This window comes from Immundisolibacter cernigliae (assembly GCF_001697225.1).
Taxonomy (GTDB): domain Bacteria; phylum Pseudomonadota; class Gammaproteobacteria; order Immundisolibacterales; family Immundisolibacteraceae; genus Immundisolibacter; species Immundisolibacter cernigliae.
This window is the reverse complement of the sequence record NZ_CP014671.1, coordinates 989,095-1,006,839: the sequence shown is the minus strand read 5'-3', so window position 1 is coordinate 1,006,839 and position 17,745 is coordinate 989,095. Positions and strand designations below refer to the sequence as shown.

At 69.0% G+C, this 17,745-nt stretch carries 20 protein-coding genes; 5 read left to right on the top strand and 15 right to left on the bottom strand.

From position 1 onward, the window contains the following. Positions 1–4: 4 nt before the first annotated feature. Positions 5–706 (top strand): bifunctional 2-polyprenyl-6-hydroxyphenol methylase/3-demethylubiquinol 3-O-methyltransferase UbiG, encoded by a 702-nt coding sequence (gene ubiG, locus PG2T_RS04740; protein ID WP_068803065.1) that lies wholly within the window; start codon positions 5–7, stop codon positions 704–706. Here the strand turns inward: ubiG and PG2T_RS04735 are convergent. The 13 genes from PG2T_RS04735 to PG2T_RS04675 all read right to left on the bottom strand — a co-directional run bounded on the left by PG2T_RS04735 (position 676) and on the right by PG2T_RS04675 (position 10,501). Next, complete coding sequence (locus PG2T_RS04735) at positions 676–1,479, bottom strand: TatD family hydrolase (RefSeq protein ID WP_068803064.1); 804 nt, start codon at positions 1,477–1,479, stop codon at positions 676–678. The two genes, ubiG and PG2T_RS04735, sit on opposite strands and share 31 nt — an antisense overlap. A 2-nt stretch (positions 1,480–1,481) precedes the next feature. Further along, complete coding sequence (locus PG2T_RS04730; protein ID WP_068803063.1) at positions 1,482–1,844, bottom strand: PilZ domain-containing protein; 363 nt, start codon at positions 1,842–1,844, stop codon at positions 1,482–1,484. Positions 1,845–1,859: 15 nt separating this feature from the next. Then, positions 1,860–2,867, bottom strand: coding sequence for a DNA polymerase III subunit delta' (gene holB / locus PG2T_RS04725; protein WP_068803062.1), 1,008 nt, complete (start codon positions 2,865–2,867; stop codon positions 1,860–1,862). Next, positions 2,864–3,484 (bottom strand): dTMP kinase, encoded by a 621-nt coding sequence (gene tmk / locus PG2T_RS04720; protein WP_068803061.1) that lies wholly within the window; start codon positions 3,482–3,484, stop codon positions 2,864–2,866. The genes holB and tmk overlap by 4 nt, the downstream gene beginning before the upstream one ends. Beyond that, positions 3,481–4,443 (bottom strand): endolytic transglycosylase MltG, encoded by a 963-nt coding sequence (mltG, locus tag PG2T_RS04715; RefSeq protein WP_158513150.1) that lies wholly within the window; start codon positions 4,441–4,443, stop codon positions 3,481–3,483. Before mltG ends, tmk begins: the two co-directional genes overlap by 4 nt. Before the next feature lie 101 nt (positions 4,444–4,544). Continuing rightward, positions 4,545–5,786 carry a beta-ketoacyl-ACP synthase II gene (fabF, locus tag PG2T_RS04710; protein ID WP_075968209.1) on the bottom strand — a complete coding sequence of 414 codons (1,242 nt, stop codon included), beginning with the start codon at positions 5,784–5,786 and terminating at the stop codon, positions 4,545–4,547. A 36-nt stretch (positions 5,787–5,822) separates the two neighbouring features. Then, positions 5,823–6,068 (bottom strand): acyl carrier protein, encoded by a 246-nt coding sequence (gene acpP / locus PG2T_RS04705; RefSeq protein WP_068803058.1) that lies wholly within the window; start codon positions 6,066–6,068, stop codon positions 5,823–5,825. Between the two features lie 60 nt (positions 6,069–6,128). Continuing rightward, positions 6,129–6,878: a 3-oxoacyl-ACP reductase FabG gene (gene fabG, locus PG2T_RS04700; RefSeq protein WP_068803057.1), complete on the bottom strand. Its 750-nt coding sequence runs from the start codon at positions 6,876–6,878 to the stop codon at positions 6,129–6,131. Between the two features lie 30 nt (positions 6,879–6,908). Further along, entirely contained in the window at positions 6,909–7,844 is a 936-nt protein-coding gene (gene fabD, locus PG2T_RS04695) for an ACP S-malonyltransferase (RefSeq protein ID WP_068803056.1), read from the bottom strand. 40 nt (positions 7,845–7,884) lie between these two features. Further along, the gene (locus tag PG2T_RS04690; RefSeq protein WP_068803055.1) at positions 7,885–8,853 is read right to left on the bottom strand and encodes a beta-ketoacyl-ACP synthase III; all 969 of its coding nucleotides are present in this window, start codon (positions 8,851–8,853) and stop codon (positions 7,885–7,887) included. Further along, positions 8,850–9,866 carry a phosphate acyltransferase PlsX gene (plsX, locus tag PG2T_RS04685; RefSeq protein WP_068803054.1) on the bottom strand — a complete coding sequence of 339 codons (1,017 nt, stop codon included), beginning with the start codon at positions 9,864–9,866 and terminating at the stop codon, positions 8,850–8,852. Before plsX ends, PG2T_RS04690 begins: the two co-directional genes overlap by 4 nt. A 3-nt stretch (positions 9,867–9,869) precedes the next feature. Then, the gene (gene rpmF, locus PG2T_RS04680; protein ID WP_068803053.1) at positions 9,870–10,052 is read right to left on the bottom strand and encodes a 50S ribosomal protein L32; all 183 of its coding nucleotides are present in this window, start codon (positions 10,050–10,052) and stop codon (positions 9,870–9,872) included. A gap of 11 nt (positions 10,053–10,063) precedes the next feature. Beyond that, positions 10,064–10,501 carry a YceD family protein gene (locus PG2T_RS04675; RefSeq protein WP_068803052.1) on the bottom strand — a complete coding sequence of 146 codons (438 nt, stop codon included), beginning with the start codon at positions 10,499–10,501 and terminating at the stop codon, positions 10,064–10,066. Positions 10,502–10,696: 195 nt separating this feature from the next. Between PG2T_RS04675 and PG2T_RS04670 the strand changes: the two genes are divergently transcribed. After that, positions 10,697–11,287, top strand: a complete 591-nt coding sequence (locus PG2T_RS04670) for a Maf family protein (protein WP_068803051.1) — start codon at positions 10,697–10,699, stop codon at positions 11,285–11,287. A 12-nt stretch (positions 11,288–11,299) separates the two neighbouring features. Here PG2T_RS04670 and PG2T_RS04665 read toward each other — a convergent pair whose 3' ends face one another. Together PG2T_RS04665 and PG2T_RS04660 are read right to left on the bottom strand one after the other, a co-directional pair. Next, positions 11,300–12,244: a S49 family peptidase gene (locus PG2T_RS04665; RefSeq protein WP_068803050.1), complete on the bottom strand. Its 945-nt coding sequence runs from the start codon at positions 12,242–12,244 to the stop codon at positions 11,300–11,302. Between the two features lie 8 nt (positions 12,245–12,252). Continuing rightward, complete coding sequence (locus PG2T_RS04660) at positions 12,253–13,176, bottom strand: RluA family pseudouridine synthase (RefSeq protein ID WP_202816424.1); 924 nt, start codon at positions 13,174–13,176, stop codon at positions 12,253–12,255. Between the two features lie 384 nt (positions 13,177–13,560). On the opposite strand from PG2T_RS04660, the gene PG2T_RS04655 reads away from it, so the two are divergent. The 3 genes from PG2T_RS04655 to PG2T_RS04645 all read left to right on the top strand — a co-directional run bounded on the left by PG2T_RS04655 (position 13,561) and on the right by PG2T_RS04645 (position 17,523). Next, a complete protein-coding gene (locus PG2T_RS04655; protein ID WP_068803048.1) occupies positions 13,561–16,044 on the top strand; it encodes a ribonuclease E/G in 2,484 nt (827 codons plus the stop codon). 84 nt (positions 16,045–16,128) lie between these two features. Then, positions 16,129–16,614, top strand: a complete 486-nt coding sequence (locus tag PG2T_RS04650; protein WP_068803047.1) for a YajQ family cyclic di-GMP-binding protein — start codon at positions 16,129–16,131, stop codon at positions 16,612–16,614. A gap of 54 nt (positions 16,615–16,668) precedes the next feature. Continuing rightward, positions 16,669–17,523 (top strand): PA4780 family RIO1-like protein kinase, encoded by an 855-nt coding sequence (locus PG2T_RS04645; protein ID WP_068803046.1) that lies wholly within the window; start codon positions 16,669–16,671, stop codon positions 17,521–17,523. The last annotated feature ends 222 nt before the right edge of the window (positions 17,524–17,745 follow it).

Here is a 17,745-nt window from a genome sequence, read left to right as displayed (position 1 = left end):
TTCTATGCACGCGAATGTCGACCCGGCCGAGACCGCCAAGTTCGATGCCCACGCCGGGCAGTGGTGGGACCCCCGCGGCCCGCTGCGCACGCTGCACGAGATCAACCCGGTGCGTCTGGCCTGGATGGCGGGGCACGTGCGCCTGGACGGGGCGCGGGTGGTCGACGTCGGCTGTGGCGGCGGGGTGCTCAGCGAAGCCCTGGCGCGCGCCGGGGCGACCGTGACCGGCATCGATCTTGCTGCCGACGCGCTGGTGGCTGCGCGCGGGCACGCGGCCGAGCACGGTCTTGAAATCGATTACCGGGAAGTGTCGGCTGCCGCCTTGGCGGCGCGCGCGCCGGGCGGCTTCGACGCGCTGGCCTGCATGGAGCTGATCGAGCATGTGCCGGATCCGGCCGCTCTGGTGCAGGCCTGCGCCGATCTGTTGCGCCCCGGCGGCTGGGCCTTTTTCTCCACCCTGAGCCGCACGCCCAAGGCCTACGCACAGGCGGTACTGGCGGCCGAATACGCGCTGCGCCTGCTGCCGCGGGGCACGCACGACTACGCACGCTTCCTGCGTCCGGCGGAGCTGGCTGGCCTGTGCCGGGCGGCTGGACTGGAGGTGGTCGACCTGAGCGGCCTTGCCTACAACCCGCTCACGCACCGCGCCCGGCTGCGGCCGCAGGTGGACGTGAACTACCTGCTGGCGGCGCGCAAGCCGGCCTGATCCTTCCTCGCCAGCGGGAACAGCGCAAAGAAATTGCGCGACACCTGCGCGTCCAGCAGCGACGGCTCGACGCCGCGCAGCCCGGCCACGCAGTCGGCCACCTGGCGCACGTAGGCCGGCTGGTTCTGCTTGCCGCGGTGCGGTACCGGCGCCAGATACGGCGCGTCGGTCTCGACCAGCAGGCGCTCGGCCGGCACCCGGCGGGCGGCCTCGCGGATCGGTTCGGCGGTCTTGAAGGTGACGATGCCGGAAAAGGAAATGTGAAAGCCCAGCTCCAGCGCCCGCTGGGCGGTCGGCCAGTCCTCGGTGAAGCAGTGCATGACGCCGCCCACCTCCTGCGCCCGCTCCTCGGCGAGGATGCGCAGCGTGTCATCGGTGGCCTCGCGCATGTGCACGATCAGCGGCTTGCCCACTTCCCGCGCGGCGCGGACATGGGTGCGCAGGCGCGCCTGCTGCAGGGTGATGTGCTCGGCCCCGTAGTGGTAGTCGAGGCCGGTTTCGCCGACCGCAACGATCAGCGGATCGGCCGCCAGACCGGCCAGCCGGGCGACGTCCGGCTCGTCGTCACCGACCTGATTGGGATGCACGCCAACCGAGGCGGACACCTGCGGGTAACGGGCCGCCAGCGCGCGCACCACCGGCGCGTTGCCAAGGCTCACGCTCACGCACAGGAAGTGCCCGACGCCGACTGCGGCCGCCTGCGCCAGCAGGGCCTCGACCCGATCGAGCGAGGGATCGATCAGGTCCAGGTGGCAGTGGGAATCGACCAGCATGCTCACATCGTGTGCGTGTGGCGTTCGCTGGTGAGCGCGCCGGCCAGGTAGGTCTCGATCTTGTTGCGCGCCACGCGGCTGCTTTCGTCCTCGACGAACTGCACGCCCACGCCCGCCACCTTGCCGTTTTGCGAGCCGCGCGGCGTGATCCACACCACCTTGCCGGCGACCGGGATTTTCTCCACCTCGTCCATCAATGTCAGCAGCAGGATCAGCTCGTCACCCAGGCGCACGGCGCGTGTGGTGGGGATGAACAGGCCGCCGCCCTTGACGAAGGACATGTAGGACGCATACAGCGCGTTCTTGTCGCGGATGGCGACCGCCAATACGCCAGTGGGTGTGTCCGATGGGGTGTGTTCTGCCATGACCGCTCCGGGGTGTCAGGTCGCTGATCCGGCGCCCGCCCACAAGGGGTAGAGCAGGCGTTGCAGGGCGAGTTCCTTGACCAGAGGATGCTCGCGCAGGCGCAGAAAGTCATCAAGCTCATGTCCGAATGCCCGCAGGCGGGCCAGCGGCGGCACGGTCGCAGTCGCGTGGCCGGACGTGGCGCCAGCGGCCCGGCGCAGGGCGTGTCGCAGCCAGCCGTAGAGCGCCGCATCCAGCGCTTCCTGCGGCAGCTTGAGCCACTCGCGCGACAGTCGCAGCGGGTCGGCCTTGTCGCCGAGCAGGGCATCCAGTCCGCTGCCAACGGCCCTCCACACGGCGCCGATGTCCTGCCCGAGCAGGCCCTGCCCCCGCAGCGGCGCGCCGCCGGCCAGGTCGAGCGCCAGATCCGCTTCCGGCCCGCTTCGGGACAGCACCGCGCGCGCCTGCGCCAGCGGCGGGGTGCTGAAGCGCAGCAACTGACAACGGCTGCGTACGGTGGCCGGCAGATGCGCAAGGCGCTGCGACAGCAGCAGGAACAGCGTGTTATCGGGCGGCTCTTCGAGCAGCTTGAGCAGCGCATTGGCAGCCGCCGTGTTCAGCGCGTCGGCCGGCAGCAGCAGTGCCAGCTTGAAGCCGCCGTAGTGCGCGCTGGCGTGCAGGCGCTCGCCCAGCTCCCGCACCTGCTCGACGTTGATGACGCTGGATGGCTTCTTGCGCGGCTCGTACTGGCAGCGCTGGCCAGGATAGGCCCCCAGAACCGGGCGGTTCTGGTAGTCGGGGCTCAGCACGATGCAGTCCGGGTGGCTGCCGGCGGCATGTTGCCGGCAGCCGCGGCAGTCGCCGCAGGGTTCCTCGCTGCGGGGCGTCTCGCACAGCAGCCAGGCGCTCAGCGCGGCCAGGAAATCCGCCTTGCCGACGCCAGGCGGGCCGGCAGCCAGCAGGGCATGGTGCAGCCGGCCAGCGGCCCGGGCACCGCTGACGGCCTCCCACTGGGACGTCTGCCAGGGCAGGGGCGCACTCACAGAAGGCGCTCCACGGCCCGTTCGATGGCCGCCTGGACCTGGTCCGGGTCGGCCGCGGCATCGATGATGCAGTAGCGCAGCGGATGCTGGCGCGCCCGGGCCAGGTAGGCCTCCCGCACGCGCTGATGAAAGGCGACGGTTTCCTGCTCGAAGCGATCCGCGGCACTGCGGCGATTGGCGCGCGCGAGTCCAAGCTCGACCGGCAGGTCCAGCAGCAGCGTCAGATCCGGCCGGGCGCGCGCCGGCAGCAGGGCCTCGAGCGCCGCCACCGGCGCCGCACCGAGATTTCGCCCGCCGCCCTGGTAGGCGTAGCTGGCATCCACGTAGCGGTCGCACAGCACCCACTGTCCGGCCTCCAGCGCCGGCAGGATGAGGCGGGCCACGTGTTCGCTGCGGGCGGCGAACATCAGCAGCAGCTCCGTGAGGGGCGCCATTGAGCCCTGGTCCGGCGCCAGCAGCAGCTCGCGCAGGCGTTCGCCGAGGGTCGTGCCACCCGGCTCGCGCGTTGCCAGCACCGTCTTGCCACGCTGTTCCAGGAACGCCTTGAGGTCCGCCAGGCGGCTGGTCTTGCCGGCGCCTTCCAGGCCTTCCAGGGTGATGAAACAGGCGCGGGTCATGACGTGCAGCGCTGCGCTTGCCGGCGCTGGTAGCAGTCCACGGCCTGATTGTGCTCGGCGAGCGTGCGCGAGAACACATGGCTGCCGTCACCGCGGCCGACGAAGTACAGGTAGTCCACCGTGGCCGGGTTCATCACCGCCTGCAGGGAAGCCACGCTCGGCAGGGCTATCGGCGTCGGCGGCAGACCACGTTGGGTATAGGTGTTGTGCGGCGTTGGGGTGAGCAGGTCACGCCGAGTGAGATTGCCATCGAACTGCGTCCCGAGGCCGTAGATGACGGTCGAGTCGATCTGCAGCGGCATGCCCAGGCGCAGGCGGTTCAGCAGTACGGCTGCGACCAGCGGGCGCTCATCGGGACGGGCTGTTTCCTTCTCGACCAGCGAGGCCAACGTCACCGCCTGTGACATGGAGGCTGGGGCGCCGGGACCTCGTGCCTGCCACAGGGTGGTCAGCTGCGTTTGCATGGCGGCACGGCTGCGGCGCAACACATCAAGATCGCTCTGGCCGCGGGTGACGAAATAGGTGTCCGGGAGGAAGCTGCCCTCGGCGGGCAGGCCGGGATATCCCAAGGCCGCCATGATATCGGCCTCGTTGCGATCGCGCAGGGTGGCGGTCAGCACCGGCGAGGCCCACAGCGTGGTCAGGAGGTCACGAAACCGTGCACCTTCCGGAACGCGCACGGCGTGCTGGCGCACCCGGCCGGCGGCTAAATCGGACAGCAGGCCGGCAGCGGTGGTGCCGGGAGCGACGCCGTACTCACCGGCAATGATGCGATTGCCGCGTCCGGTCAGGCGCGCCCAGACACGGATGGCCAGCGGATGTTCGAGCTGGCCGGCATCGGCCAGCCGCTGCACCACGGTCGCCAGTGTGTCACCCGGCAACACGTCGATGCTGTCCTTTGCCGCGAGGTTCAGGGGCGTTTCCGCCTGTTGGCCGATCCAGGCGAGGGTGCCGGCCAAGGCGCATGTCAATATCGCCAGGCCCGCCCATGCATGGCGCCACCGGTGGGCGGGAAGACGCGGGTCAGGGCTTGGCATTGGCGCCAGCGCGCAGCGGGGCTTCAGCGCGGGCGGCCGAACACCAGCGAGGCATTGGTGCCACCAAAGCCGAAGGAGTTGGTGAGCACGTGCTCGATGCGCATCGGGCGCGCGGTGTGCGGCACGTAGTCCAGATCGCAGTCCTCGCCCGGATTGTCGAGGTTGATGGTGGGTGGGGCCACCTGATCGCGCAGGGCGAGCACGCAGAAAATGGCCTCCACGCCGCCAGCGGCGCCCAGCAGGTGGCCGGTCATCGACTTGGTCGAGCTGACCGCCAGGCGCCTGGCGTGGTGTTCGAAGGCGCGCCGGATGGCGACCGTTTCGGCCACGTCACCGGCCGGTGTCGAGGTGCCGTGGGCGTTGATGTACTGGATGTCCTGCGGATCGAGGCGGGCGTTTCGCAGCGCCGCGCGCATGCAGCGAAAGGCGCCGTCGCCGCTGGCGTCCGGCTGCGTCATGTGGTGCGCGTCGCCGCTCATGCCGTAGCCGAGCACCTCGGCGTAGATGGTGGCGCCCCGGTGCCGGGCGTGTTCCAGCTCTTCCAGAACCAGGATGCCGGCGCCGTCGGCCAGCACGAAGCCGTCGCGGTCGCGATCCCAGGGCCGGCTGGCGCGCTGCGGGTCGTCGTTGCGCGTGGACAGTGCCCGTGCCGCCGCGAAACCACCCAGCCCCATCGGCGAGGTGGCCATCTCGGCGCCGCCGGCCAGCATCACGTCGGCGTCGCCGTATTCGATCAGCCGCGCCGAGTCGCCGATGCTGTGGGTTGCCGACGCACAGGCAGTCACCACGGCCAGGTTCGGACCCTTCAGCCCGAAGCGGATCGAGACGTTGCCGGCCACCATGTTGATGATGTTGCCCGGCACGAAGAACGGCGAGATACGCCGCGGCCCGCCGTTCAGGTAGTCCAGGTGCCCGGCCTCGATGCCGGGCAGGCCGCCGATGCCCGAGCCGATGGCAACGCCGATGCGCTCGGCGTTGTCGGCGGTCACCTGCAGGCCTGAATCGCGCAAGGCTTCTTCGGCTGCCGCGATGCCGTAATGGACGAACGGGTCCATCTTGCGGGCTTCCTTGGCGCTCAGGTAGCGCTCCACCTCGAAGCCCTTGACCGATCCGCCGAACCGAACGCTGAATGCGCGGGTGTCGAAGTGCGTGATCGGCCCGATACCGCTTTGGCTGGCCAGGATACCGGCCCATGAGGTCGGCACGTCCAGCCCCAGCGGACTGACCATGCCCAGCCCCGTAATGACGACCCGTCGCTTAATCAAATCCCGGCAGCCCTCGATCGAATGCCCTGGCAACCCCTACTTGCGGGAGGCCAGTTCCTTCTCGACGTAGTCGATGGCTTCCTGCACGGTGGTGATCTTCTCGGCGGCCTCGTCGGCGATTTCGCACTCGAATTCCTCTTCGAGAGCCATCACCAGCTCGACCGTGTCCAGCGAGTCGGCACCCAGGTCGTCGACAAAGGACGAGTCGTTGCTGACTTCGTCTTCCTTGACGCCCAGCTGCTCGACCACGATTTTCTTGACGCGCTCTTCAATGCTGCTCATCGCTCAACATCCTCCCAGGGAAAAAATCACAAAAAACTCGTGCGAAACGGCGTGGCCGGCTCAGGCCAGGTACATGCCGCCGTTGATATGAAGGGTCTGCCCGGTGATATAGCCCGCCTGCGGCGAGGCCAGGTAGGTGACCAGCGCCGCGACCTCGTCCGCGCTGCCAAAGCGGCCCAGTGGAACCGATTGCAGCAGGGCAGTGCGCTGCTCGGCGGTCAAGGCGGCGGTCATGTCGGTGTCGATGAAACCCGGTGCTACCGTGTTGACGGTGATGCTGCGGCTGGCCAGTTCGCGCGCCAGGGCGCGCGTGAAGCCGGCCAGGCCGGCCTTCGCGGCGGCGTAGTTTACCTGTCCTGCGTTGCCCATGGCACCGACCACCGAACCGATGTTGATGATGCGGCCCCGGCGCGCCCGCATCATGCCGTTGGCGCAGGCCCGGCTGAGGCGAAATGCGGCGCCCAGATTGGTGTCCAGCACGGCGTCCCAGTCATCGTCCTTGAGCCTCAGCATCAGGTTGTCGCGGGTGATGCCGGCGTTGTTGACCAGGATCGAAACGGCGCCGTGCGCGGACTTGATCGCCTCCACCAGGGCGGTCGTGCCGTCCCGGTCAGCGGCATTGAATGTCATGCCCGCGCCCTTGAGGCCGGCTGCGGCCAGCTCCTCGCCGATGCGCTGAGCGCCGGGGTCGGTGGTGGCGGTGCCGATGACGATTGCGCCGGCCTGCGCCAGTTCGTGTGCGATGGCCTTGCCGATGCCGCGGCTGGCACCGGTCACCAGCGCAATTTCGCCGTCCAGTCGAATGTCCATGGCCGTTCCCGTGTCTTCAGTCGGAGCGTGTCAACCGAGCGCCGCCAGGGTCTGGCGCAGGCTGGCCGGGTCCTGGACGGCGAGGCTTTCGAGCGCGCCGCAAATGCGTTTGCTAAGACCCGCCAGCACCTTGCCCGGACCGCACTCGACCACGTGAGTGACGCCGCGCGCGTGCATGGCCTCGATGACCTCGACCCAGCGCACGGGCGAGTAGATCTGCCGGATCAGTGCGTCGCGGATGGCCGCCGGTTCGCTGGCCGCTGTGACATCGACGTTGTTGATGACCGGCACCTCGGGCGACCGGATGCTTGCCGCCTCGAGCGCGGGCGCCAGCGCGTCGGCGGCCGGGCGCATCAGGCTGCAATGAAACGGTGCACTGACCGGCAGCGGCACCACGCGCTTGGCGCCGGCGCTCTGGGCGGCCGCGCTGGCCCGCGCCACGGCGGCGGCATGGCCGGCGATCACGCTTTGCAGGGGCGCGTTGTAGTTGGCGACAGCCACGGTTTCACCGGGCCTTGCCGCGGTGGCGCAGGCCGCTTCCACTGCTGCCCGATCAAGGCCCAGCACGGCCGCCATGGCGCCGCTGCCGACCGGAACCGCCTGCTGCATGTACTCGCCCCGCTGGCGCACCAGCCGCACCGCCTGCTCGAACGGCAGCGCACCGGCGCACACCAGCGCGCTGTACTCGCCAAGACTGTGACCGGCCATCAGCGCCGGCGTTGGTCCGCCGGCAGCCTGCCAGACCCGCCACACGGCCACGCCGGCACTGAGCATGGCCGGCTGGGTGACGGCGGTCAGTTGCAGTTCGCTGTCGGGGCCGTCCTGGATCAGGCGCCACAGGTCGTAACCCAGGGCTTCGCTGGCCTCGGCGAAGGTCTGCTCGACCTGCGCAAACTCGCCCGCCAGTTCGGCCAGCATGCCGACCGATTGCGAGCCCTGACCGGGAAATACCAGTGCCAATGTCATGCGGGAAGTCCGGACCTGAATATCGACCAGTGCGGTGGATTCAGAAGCGCAGCAGCGCCGAGCCCCAGGCAAAACCGCCGCCGAAGGCCTCCAGCAGCAGCGTCTGGCCTGGCTTGACACGGCCGTCGCGGACCGCGACGTCCATCGCCAACGGTACCGAGGCGGCCGAGGTGTTGCCGTGCTCGGCGATGGTCAGCACCACCTGCTCCATGGGCAGGCGCAGGCGTTTGGCAATGGCCGCGATGATGCGCAGGTTGGCCTGGTGCGGGATCAGCCAGTCGATGGCGTCCTTGTCGAGACCGTTGGCGGCCAGCGCCTCTTCCACCGACTCGCCGAGCTTCTCGACCGCCACCCGGAACACTTCCGAGCCTTCCATCACCATGTGTGGCGGATGCTCGGCGAGGCTGCCGTAGTCGTCCGAGACCCAGCCGGGCACCCACAGCAGATCCTTGTACTTGCCGTCGGCGTGCAGGTGGGTGGACAGGATGCCGGGCGTCGGTTCGCGGCGCAGCACCATGGCGCCGGCGCCGTCGGCAAACAGGATGCAGGTACGCCGGTCCTGCCAGTCGATGATGCGCGACATGGTCTCGGTGCCGACCACCAGCGCCGTGTCGGCAGCACCGCTGCGCAGCAGGCTGTCGGCGACGCTGAGTGCGTAGATGAAGCCGGCGCAGGCGGCCACCACGTCGAAGGCCGGACCGCCGTGGATGCCGAGGCGGTTCTGCAGCAGGCAGGCGGTGCTCGGAAAGACGTTTTCCGGCGTGCAGGTGGCGACGACCACCAGGCCGATGTCGGCAGCGTCGAGTCCGGCCATGGCCAGTGCGGCTCGCGCCGCGCGCTCGCCAAGGTCGGTCGAGGTCTCGCCCGGTGCAGCGATGTGCCGCTGCCGGATGCCGGTGCGCTCGAAGATCCAGCGATCGCTGGTGTCGACCTTCGATTCGAGGTCGGCATTGGTGACGATTTGTTCCGGCAGTGCGCTGCCGGTGCCGATGACGCGGGAGTACATCACGCGGTCAGCGCCTGGGGTAGGAAATCTGCCAGGCGCTCGCCGATGCGCTGGGGCACCCGCGCCCTGGCCTGGGCGGCGGCTTCGGCGATGGCCTGAGTGAAGCCGATCACATCCGTGCCGCCGTGACTCTTGATGACCGGTGCCGGCAGGCCAAGCAGGCTGGCGCCGTTGTAGGCGCGCGGGTCCAGCCGCTGACGCAGCGCGCGCAGGGCCGGCAGCGAGGCCAAGGCGCCGAGCCGGCGTAGCGGCGTGCGGCTGAATTCCTCACGCAGCACCTGGGTGATCATGCGCGCCAGACCCTCGCTGGTCTTGAGCGCCACGTTGCCGACGAAGCCGTCACACACCACCACATCGGTGGTGCCGGCATAGATATCGTCGCCTTCGACGTAGCCGTGGAAGTTGAGGCCGCTGGCACGGATCAGTTCGGCTGCGCGCTGCACGGTGTCGGTGCCCTTGGTGGCCTCGCTGCCGATGTTCAGCAGTCCCACGCTGGGGTTCTGGCGCTTGCCGAGCGCCTCGACCAGCACCGCGCCCATCACTGCGAACTCGCACAGTTGCTCGGCGCTGCACTCGGTATTGGCGCCCAGGTCCAGCATGTAGGTTTCGCCCCGCTGCGTGGGCAGGGCGCGCACGATGGCCGGCCGCTCGATGCCGGGCAGCATGTGCAGCACGAAACGGGCAGTTGCCATCAGTGCACCGGTGTTGCCGGCGCTGACGCAGGCCTGCGCCTGGCCGGCGGCGACCAGATCGATGGCCACACGCATTGAGGAGTCTTTCTTGCCGCGCAACGCCTTGGCCGGCGCTTCGTCCATGTCGACCACCTGGCTGGCATGGTGGACATCCACCGCCAGGGTGGCGGCATCGGCCGGCAGCAGGGCACGCACGGCGGCCTCGTCGCCAACCAGGATCAGGCGCACGTCACCGTGTTTGCGCACAAAGCCGATCGCCGCCGGGACCACCACCGAGGGGCCGTGATCGCCCCCCATGGCGTCCACGGCAACCACCAGGCTCAATGCTTACTCGCCCTTGCCGGTGTCGATGACCTTGCGGCCGCGGTAGTAGCCGGTCGGGCTGACGTGATGCCGGCGATGGATTTCGCCAGTGGTCGGCTCTACCGACAGCGTGGGCGGTTTGAGCGCGTCGTGCGAGCGGCGCATGCCGCGCTTGGAGCGGCTCTTGTGGTCCTGTGCAACGGCCATGGATGGTCCTGTCAGTCGTCATGCCCGCCGGGCGGGTCGTTTTTCCTGAGGGATGCAAGCGCCGCGAACGGCCGCCGCTCCCCCGCCTGCTGCGCCGGTACCGCCGTGGCGCCGCACATGCCGTCGGCATGGTGCGGGTAATCCGGCAGAACCAGCAACAATTCGTCCTCTATCAACTGCGCCACGGACAGTTCCTGCCCAGCAGGGCAGATCAGCGGCTCATAGCCGGCCGGCAGCTTCGCCAGCGCCCCCTCATGGGTCAGCACGCCAAGCTGAATCGGGGCCTCGAGGTGCAGCATGAATGGCTCGAGGCAGCGCTGGCAGCGCACGGTCACCGCGCACGCGGCGCTGCCGGCCAGTACCAGTCGTCCACCTGGAAGCACTTGTCCGGCAAGCGTTATTTCAACTTCGCCGGCGGTGTCTTCGAGGCCTTCGCAGAGCCGCTCCATGCCCGCCAACGGCAGGGTGCCCGTGACGTGTCGACCGGTCCTGGCCCAGTCGTGGGGGTCGATCGAGTCTGGTATTCGCCCCGACATAAGGGCGCGGAGTGTAGTCGTGGGCTGATTCGGCTGTCAAAAACGCGGGCGCCGGCCGGTATGGGGCGCTGGCTACAATGCACCGCCCATCACACATCCGGACCGTGCATGCCCGTCACACACCCGCCCCTGGTTCTGGCCTCGACCTCACCCACGCGCCGCGAGCTGCTCGGGCGCCTGGGGCTGCCTTTCGAAGTCCACGCGCCGCAGGTCGACGAGACGGCGCTGCCCGATGAGGCGCCAACGGCGCTCGCGCTTCGCCTGGCCAGGGCCAAGGCCGAGGCCGCGGCGGCGCAGTTCCCGGGCCACCTGATCATCGGTTCCGACCAGGTGGCCGTGGTCGGTGGGCGGGTGCTGGGCAAGCCCGGCGACCGGGCGCGGGCGGCCGAGCAACTGACGCTGTCGTCGGGCCAGGTGATGGTGTTTCAGACCGCCGTGTGCCTGCTGAGCAGCATCACGGGCGAGGTCGCGATGCGACTGGTGCCGTTTGATGTGGAGCTGCGCCGGCTAAGCTCGGCCGACATCGAACACTACCTCGACCGCGAGCAGCCCTTCGGCTGCGCCGGCTCGCTGCGCTCGGAAGGCCTGGGCGTCACCCTGTGCCGGCGCATGAGCGGCGATGACCCGACCGCGCTGCTGGGCCTGCCGCTGATCGCACTGTGTGAGCTGTTGCGGGATCAGGGCCTTGCGCTGCCCTGATGTGGCCGCCGATCAGCGCCAGCGCAGGCCGTCCGACAGCGCGTCAAGCAGACTGCTGGCCGCCTCGCCGCCGGCACTGCGGATGAGCTTCTCGAAGTAGGCCGGACGCACGGTGTAGTCGACCACCTTGTCGGCCTTGAATACCTCGCGCGCCACCGAATCGGTGTCGCCCAGGGCATCGACCAGCCCCAGTTCGATGCCCTGGTCGCCAGTCCACACCAGCCCGCTGAACAGACGCGGATCGTCCTTCAGGCGCGCCCCGCGGCCGTCTTTCACGACCTCGATGAACTGGCTGTGGATGGCCTGCAGCAACTCGCGGGCGTGGTCGGCGTCCTCGGGGCTCTGCGGCGAGAACGGGTCCAGGAAGCCCTTGTGGTCGCCGGCGGTCAGAAGGCGCCGCTCGATGCCCAGTTTCTGCATGGCGTCGACGAAGCCGAAGCCGTTCATCAGGACGCCGATCGAGCCCACCACGCTGGCCTTGTCGGCGTAAATCCTGTCCGCGGCGACGGCGACGTAGTAGCCGCCCGAGGCGCATATGTCGTCGATCACGGCGTACAGCGGCACCTTCGGGTGCAGCTCGCGCAGGCGCCGGATTTCGGCATTGATGCGCCCGGCCTGCACCGGGCTGCCGCCGGGGCTGTCGATGCGCAGCACCACGCCGGCCACCTGCGTGTTCTCGTAGGCCTTGCGCAGGGACTCTATGATGATGTCGGCATTGGCGTCCGTGCCGGGTGCGATGATGCCGTTCAGCTGCACCAGCGCGGTGTGGCGACTGGCGACCTGTGGCACGCCCACGTCGGCGCGAAACAGCCCCAGCACCAGCAGCACCAGCAACACCGACAGCAGGCGAAAGAAGATGCGCCAGCGGCGGGCGCGGCGCTGTTCGGTCAGCGTGTCCCGCAACAGGCGTTCGAGCACGCCGCGTTCCCAGGCGGTAGGGTTGGTGTCGTCGTTCATGCAGGCCTCTAGGTGGTTTGAGTATCGCGCAGGCGCTCGAGCACGGCTTCGAGCGCCGCCGGCAGGGGTGCTTCGAAGACCTGCGGCGTGTCGTCGTCCAGCGGCGCCAGTTCAATCTTGGCCGCGTGCAGGAACAGCCGTTTCAGGCCGATCGCGCCCAGCGCTGCTTCGGCCGCCGGGTCGCCGTACTTCGGATCGCCGGCCACGGGGCAGCCCAGGTACTGGGCGTGCACGCGTATCTGGTGCGTGCGCCCGGACAGCAATTCGGCCTCGACCAGGCTGGCGCCGGCAAACCGCTCGCGCAGGTGAAACACCGTTTGTGCCGGCTTGCCGTCGGCAGCCACGCGCACCAGCCGCTCGCCACCGCGCTCGTAGCGGTCGAGCGCCGCATCCACGCGCTGGCGACGGCCCGGGAACTGGCCCACCAGCAGCGCCAGGTACCGCTTGCCGACGGCGCCGCTGCGCAGCTGCTCATGCAGGGCGCGCAGGGTGCTGCGCCGCTTGGCGATCAGCAGACAGCCCGAGGTGTCCCGGTCCAGGCGATGCACCAGCTCGAAGAACGGCTGATTGGGCCGCAGTTGCCGCAGCGCCTCGATCACGCCAAAGCTGACCCCGCTGCCGCCGTGACAGGCCAGGCCGGCGGGTTTGTCCAGCACCAGCAGGCGCTCGTTCTCGAACAGGATGCTGCCGGTCAGCTCGCGCAGCTGATGGTCGGGCGCTTCCCCGGGCGGCCGGGGCGGCGGCAGGTCGACCGGCGGCAGGCGCACCCGGTCGCCGGCCTGCAGTCGGTGTTCCGGGCCGATGCGACCGCCGTTGACGCGCACCTCGCCGCGGCGCAGCAGGCGATACACCCGGCTGCGCGGCAGGCCGCGAAAGCGCGCCATCAGGAAGTTGTCGACCCGCTGCCCGGCCTGGTCATCGGCAACGTTCACGTACGCCACCGCCCGGCCGGGCGCGGCGTCGGTGCCTGTATTAAGCCCTGTCATCGCGTGTTAATGTTGTCGGCGCAGTGGCCATCTTCATGATCAAAAAGATTTGGGCGGTGATTCAGTGTCTCGGGCGCAATGCCTGGGACCGCCTGATGTTTGCCGTGTCCGTTTCGTCGGCGTGTCGCGCCGGCGCCGCTGCAACCGATTTTGTGCGAGCCATTCTATTCCTCCTGCGCCAGTCCTCGCGGACCGCCCTCGCCGGAGGCCCTGTTCCCGATCCCCGCGTCGCGCCGCGTTGCGGCATGCCGGCCCATGAGCCTGCGCCCCTGGGGGCGCTGCCGTCCGGCACGCGCTACGCCGTGAGGCGTCTGCCACGAGAATTTCCCGATGAAACGAATTCTGTTCAACGCCCGCCAGTCGGAAGAGCTGCGGGTGGCCATCGTCGATGGCCAACACCTGTTTGACCTCGATATCGAATCGCCGAACCGCAACCAGAAAAAGGGCAACATCTACCGCGCCATCGTGCGCCGCGTCGAGCCGAGTCTGGAAGCGGCCTTCGTCGACTATGGCGGCACCCGCCACGGCTTTCTGCCGCTGAAGGAAGTCGCTGCGACCTATCTGCAGGGCCCGAACGGCGAACCGGGCGCCCGCCAACTGCGCGAAGGCCAGGAAGTCACCATCCAGGTCGAGAAGGAAGAGCGCGGCACCAAGGGCGCGGCCCTGACCACGCATGTCAGCCTGGCCGGCCGCTATCTGGTGCTGATGCCGTGCAGTCCGGACGCCGGCGGCGTGTCGCGCAAGATCGAGGGCGATGACCGGGCGGAACTCAAAGACCTGCTGGGGCAACTGCAACTGCCGGCCAACATGGGCGTCATCGTGCGCACGGTGGCCGCCGAGCGCAGCCTGGCCGAGCTGCAGTGGGATCTGGACCACCTGGTCGAGCTGTGGAACGCCATCGATGCGGCCAGCACCGGCAAGTCCGCCCCGTTCCTGATCTACCAGGAAAACAACGTCGTGGCGCGGGTCATCCGTGACTACTTCCGGGATGACATCGGCGAAGTGCTGATCGACGACGAGGCCACCTACGAGGAGGCCCGCGCGCTGATGCAGCAGCTGATGCCGCAAAGCCTGCCCAAGCTGAAGCTGTACCAGGACAAGGTGCCGCTGTTCACGCGCTACCAGATCGAGCACCAGATCGAGACCGCGCACCGGCGCGAGGTGCCGCTGCGCTCCGGCGGTGCGCTGGTGGTCGACCATACCGAGGCGTTGACCGCCATCGACATCAACTCGGCGCGCTCCACGGGCGGCAGCGACATCGAGGAGACGGCCACCAACACCAATCTGGAAGCCTGCGACGAGATCGGCCGCCAGCTTCGGCTGCGCGATCTGGGCGGGCTGATCGTGATCGACTTCATCGACATGATGAAAAGCAGCAACCAGCGGGCGGTGGAAGACCGCCTGCGGGAGGCGGTCAAGCACGACCGGGCGCGCATCCAGCTGGGCAAGCTGTCGCGCTTCGGGCTGCTCGAAATGTCGCGCCAGCGCCTGCGTCCCTCGCTGAAGGAAACCAGCCACATCACCTGCCCGCGCTGCGAGGGCCAGGGCACCATCCGCAGCGTGGAGTCGACCGCCCTGCACGTGCTGCGCCTGCTGGAGGAAGAATCCCTCAAGGAGCGCACCGGTCGCCTGGCGGTGCAGGTGCCGGTGGCGGTGGCGACCTATCTGTTCAACGAAAAGCGTGACGCGGTGTCCGAGCTGGGTCAGCGCCTGGGCGTGAACCCCATCATCCTGCCCAACCCGGCGCTCGAAACCCCGCATTACGAGCTCGACCGCACGCGCGTGCAGGACCTGAACAAGCGCCTGCTGGATACGCCCAGCCATGAACTGGCGCTGACCGTGCCGGCGCCGGAAGCGGCTGCCGCACCGGCGGCGATCGTGGCGCAGCCGGCGGCCGTGCAGCGCCTGGTGCGCAGCGCGCCGCCGCCAAGTCCGGTTGAGGCAACTGTAGCGGCGGCGCCACAGCCGCAGGCTGGCCTGTTCACCCGCCTGTGGCGCAGTCTGGTTGGCTATCAGCCGCCCGTGTCGGTGGAGCAGGCCCCGCAGCGTCATCCGCGAAACCGTCCGCCGCGCCCTGAACTACCCACGACTCGTGCGGAGCGGGACGCCCGCCCGGACCGCGGCCGCCAGGGCGGCAACGCGCAGCGGCCTCAGGCGCCAGCGGCGCCGCGCAACCAGCCGGCTGTGCGCGATGGCCAACGCGACAGCCAGCGTGATTCGTCCATGCCCCGCGACACGCATCGCGATCCGGCGGCCCGCGATGGTCAACGGGAGCCGCGCGAGGGTAAATCCGGTCGCAGCCGTGGCCGCCGCGGGGGTCAACGCGGACAGGGCCAGGGTGGCGCCGAGCCCAGGAACAACGTCCCTGACGCGCAGGCGCGCCCTGTGTCGCCGGTCGCGCCCGAGCCGCGCGAACCGGTCGCCGTCCAACCCGAATGGGGTACGAATATCCCGTCGGCGCCGATTGCCGTTGTGGTGCCTGCAGTCGTTGCCCCGGCGTTTGAGGTGAGCCGGGACGTCCAGTTCGACACGCCGGTTTTCGAGCCAGCGATGTCGCCGCCGGTAACCGACTACGCACCGTTGGCTGCGGAACTCCAGCCGCCGGAGCACGTGCCCTGGGCGCCGGTAACGCCCATCGAGCCGCCGCCGGCTCAGGAAAGCCCGCAGTCCGGGTGGGAGCCCGACCCGCCGCCCGAACCGGCCTTCGAGCCGCCGGCGCCGGTGCCGTCGCAGGTTCCTGCGAGCAGTCCGTTCATGCAGGTCGAGACGGTCGTTGCGCCGGCCGCACAGGACAAGGACGCGCACGCGGGCTGACAATCGGCGTGACTGGCGCTTGTCCGTGCGCGTCGGCCGCGTTTTCGATTCTTGCCATTTCTGGAACACGTAACGGGACTAGCCATGCCGTCATTCGACGTCGTTTCAAAGGCCGACCTGCATGAGGTCGCCAACGCGGTCGACCAGACCAACCGCGAGCTGACCACGCGCTTCGATTTCAAGGACTCCGGCGCCAGGGTCACGCTCAAGGAGGAGGTCATGACCGCCGAGGCACCCAACCGCTTCCAGATCGAGCAATTGCTGGAGGTGCTGCGCATGCGCATGGCCAAGCGCGGCGTGGACCTCAAGTCGCTCGATTACGGCAAGGTGCAGGAAGTCGGCCAGCGGGCGACGCAGACCATAACCGTGCGCCAGGGCATCGACGCCGACCACGCCCGCAAACTGGTGAAGCTGATCAAGGACGCCAAGCTGAGGGTGCAGACCGCCATCCAGGGCGACGAGCTGCGCGTGTCCGGCAAGAATCGCGATGACCTGCAGACCGTCATTGCCCTGCTGCGCAAGCAGGAAGACTTCGACCTGCCGCTGCAGTTCGTGAATTTTCGCGATTGAACACGCGCCTGCCCGTTCGGTTAGACGCCGGCCCGGACGGACGGTGCTGACGCCGTGAAAGTCCCGCCGCAGCTGCTGCCCCTGCTCGAAGACGGCCTGATCGACGCCGTCGTGCGTCCGCTGCGCAGCGGCAAGGAAGCGGCTGTGTTCGTGGTGCGCTGCGGTGAGGAGCTGCGCTGCGCGAAGGTCTACAAGGATGCCCAGCAGCGCGGCTTTCGTCAGGCCGTGGCGTACCAGGAAGGCCGCAAGGCCCGCAACAGCCGGCAGATGCGGGCCATGGAAAAGCGCAGCCGCTACGGCCGCCGCGAAGCGGAAACCGCCTGGCACAGCGCCGAGGTCGACGCGCTGTACCGGCTGGCCGCGGCCGGCGTTCGGGTGCCCCAGCCGTATGGACTGTTCGACGGCGTGCTGCTGATGGAGCTGATCACCGACCCGGCCGGCGACGCCGCGCCGCGCCTGGGCGATCTGCCCCTGACGGCCGAGGAGGCGCTCGATTGCCACGCGCGGCTGCTGGCCGACGTGGTGCGGATGCTGTGCGCCGGCATGGTGCATGGCGATCTGTCGGAGTTCAACGTGCTGCTGACGGCCGACGGGCCGGTCATCATCGACCTCCCGCAGGTGGTCGATGCCACCGCCAACAACAGCGCCCGCGCCCTGCTGGAGCGGGACGTGAGCAATCTTGGTGAGTACCTGGGCCGTTTCGCGCCGCAGCTGCAGGGGCGGGCCTATGGGCCAGAGATCTGGCAGCTGTACGCGGCCGGCACCTTGCACCCGGACAGCGTATTGACCGGCCACGTGGAGGCCGACACTACGCCGGCCAATGTGGGCGATGTGATGCGCGAGATCGAAGCGGCGCGCCTTGAAGCCGAGTTGCGCCAGGCCGGCCGCGAGGCGGCTGCCCAGCGTTAGGGCGGCGCTGATTTATCCAGCGCTGCCCATCCGGGGCAGGATGCCCCAGCATGAATCAAGCACTTCGTGCTTGATTCATGGAGCCCGTCGCGGGCGTGTACCGCGACGAGGCGAGTTGAAGAAGCCCATGGATGGGCTTTTTCAACATTCTGTTAGGTCGGGCGTGGTGTGTGGCACTGGTCCGATCAATGCTTGCCGCTGCCCACCTCCCCGGCCTGGCGT

What these genes read in the sequence shown, in the direction of transcription:
- acpP (WP_068803058.1), bottom strand. Translation starts at nt 6,068, where the DNA reads ATGAGCAGCATTGAAGAGCGCGTCAAGAAAATCGTGGTCGAGCAGCTG.
- PG2T_RS04735 (WP_068803064.1), bottom strand. Translation starts at nt 1,479, where the DNA reads ATGCTGGTCGATTCCCACTGCCACCTGGACCTGATCGATCCCTCGCTC.
- rpmF (WP_068803053.1), bottom strand. Translation starts at nt 10,052, where the DNA reads ATGGCCGTTGCACAGGACCACAAGAGCCGCTCCAAGCGCGGCATGCGC.
- tmk (WP_068803061.1), bottom strand. Translation starts at nt 3,484, where the DNA reads ATGACCCGCGCCTGTTTCATCACCCTGGAAGGCCTGGAAGGCGCCGGC.
- PG2T_RS04665 (WP_068803050.1), bottom strand. Translation starts at nt 12,244, where the DNA reads ATGAACGACGACACCAACCCTACCGCCTGGGAACGCGGCGTGCTCGAA.
- PG2T_RS04655 (WP_068803048.1), top strand. Translation starts at nt 13,561, where the DNA reads ATGAAACGAATTCTGTTCAACGCCCGCCAGTCGGAAGAGCTGCGGGTG.
- PG2T_RS04650 (WP_068803047.1), top strand. Translation starts at nt 16,129, where the DNA reads ATGCCGTCATTCGACGTCGTTTCAAAGGCCGACCTGCATGAGGTCGCC.
- ubiG (WP_068803065.1), top strand. Translation starts at nt 5, where the DNA reads ATGCACGCGAATGTCGACCCGGCCGAGACCGCCAAGTTCGATGCCCAC.
- PG2T_RS04670 (WP_068803051.1), top strand. Translation starts at nt 10,697, where the DNA reads ATGCCCGTCACACACCCGCCCCTGGTTCTGGCCTCGACCTCACCCACG.
- PG2T_RS04675 (WP_068803052.1), bottom strand. Translation starts at nt 10,501, where the DNA reads ATGGAGCGGCTCTGCGAAGGCCTCGAAGACACCGCCGGCGAAGTTGAA.
- PG2T_RS04730 (WP_068803063.1), bottom strand. Translation starts at nt 1,844, where the DNA reads ATGGCAGAACACACCCCATCGGACACACCCACTGGCGTATTGGCGGTC.
- fabG (WP_068803057.1), bottom strand. Translation starts at nt 6,878, where the DNA reads ATGGACATTCGACTGGACGGCGAAATTGCGCTGGTGACCGGTGCCAGC.
- fabD (WP_068803056.1), bottom strand. Translation starts at nt 7,844, where the DNA reads ATGACATTGGCACTGGTATTTCCCGGTCAGGGCTCGCAATCGGTCGGC.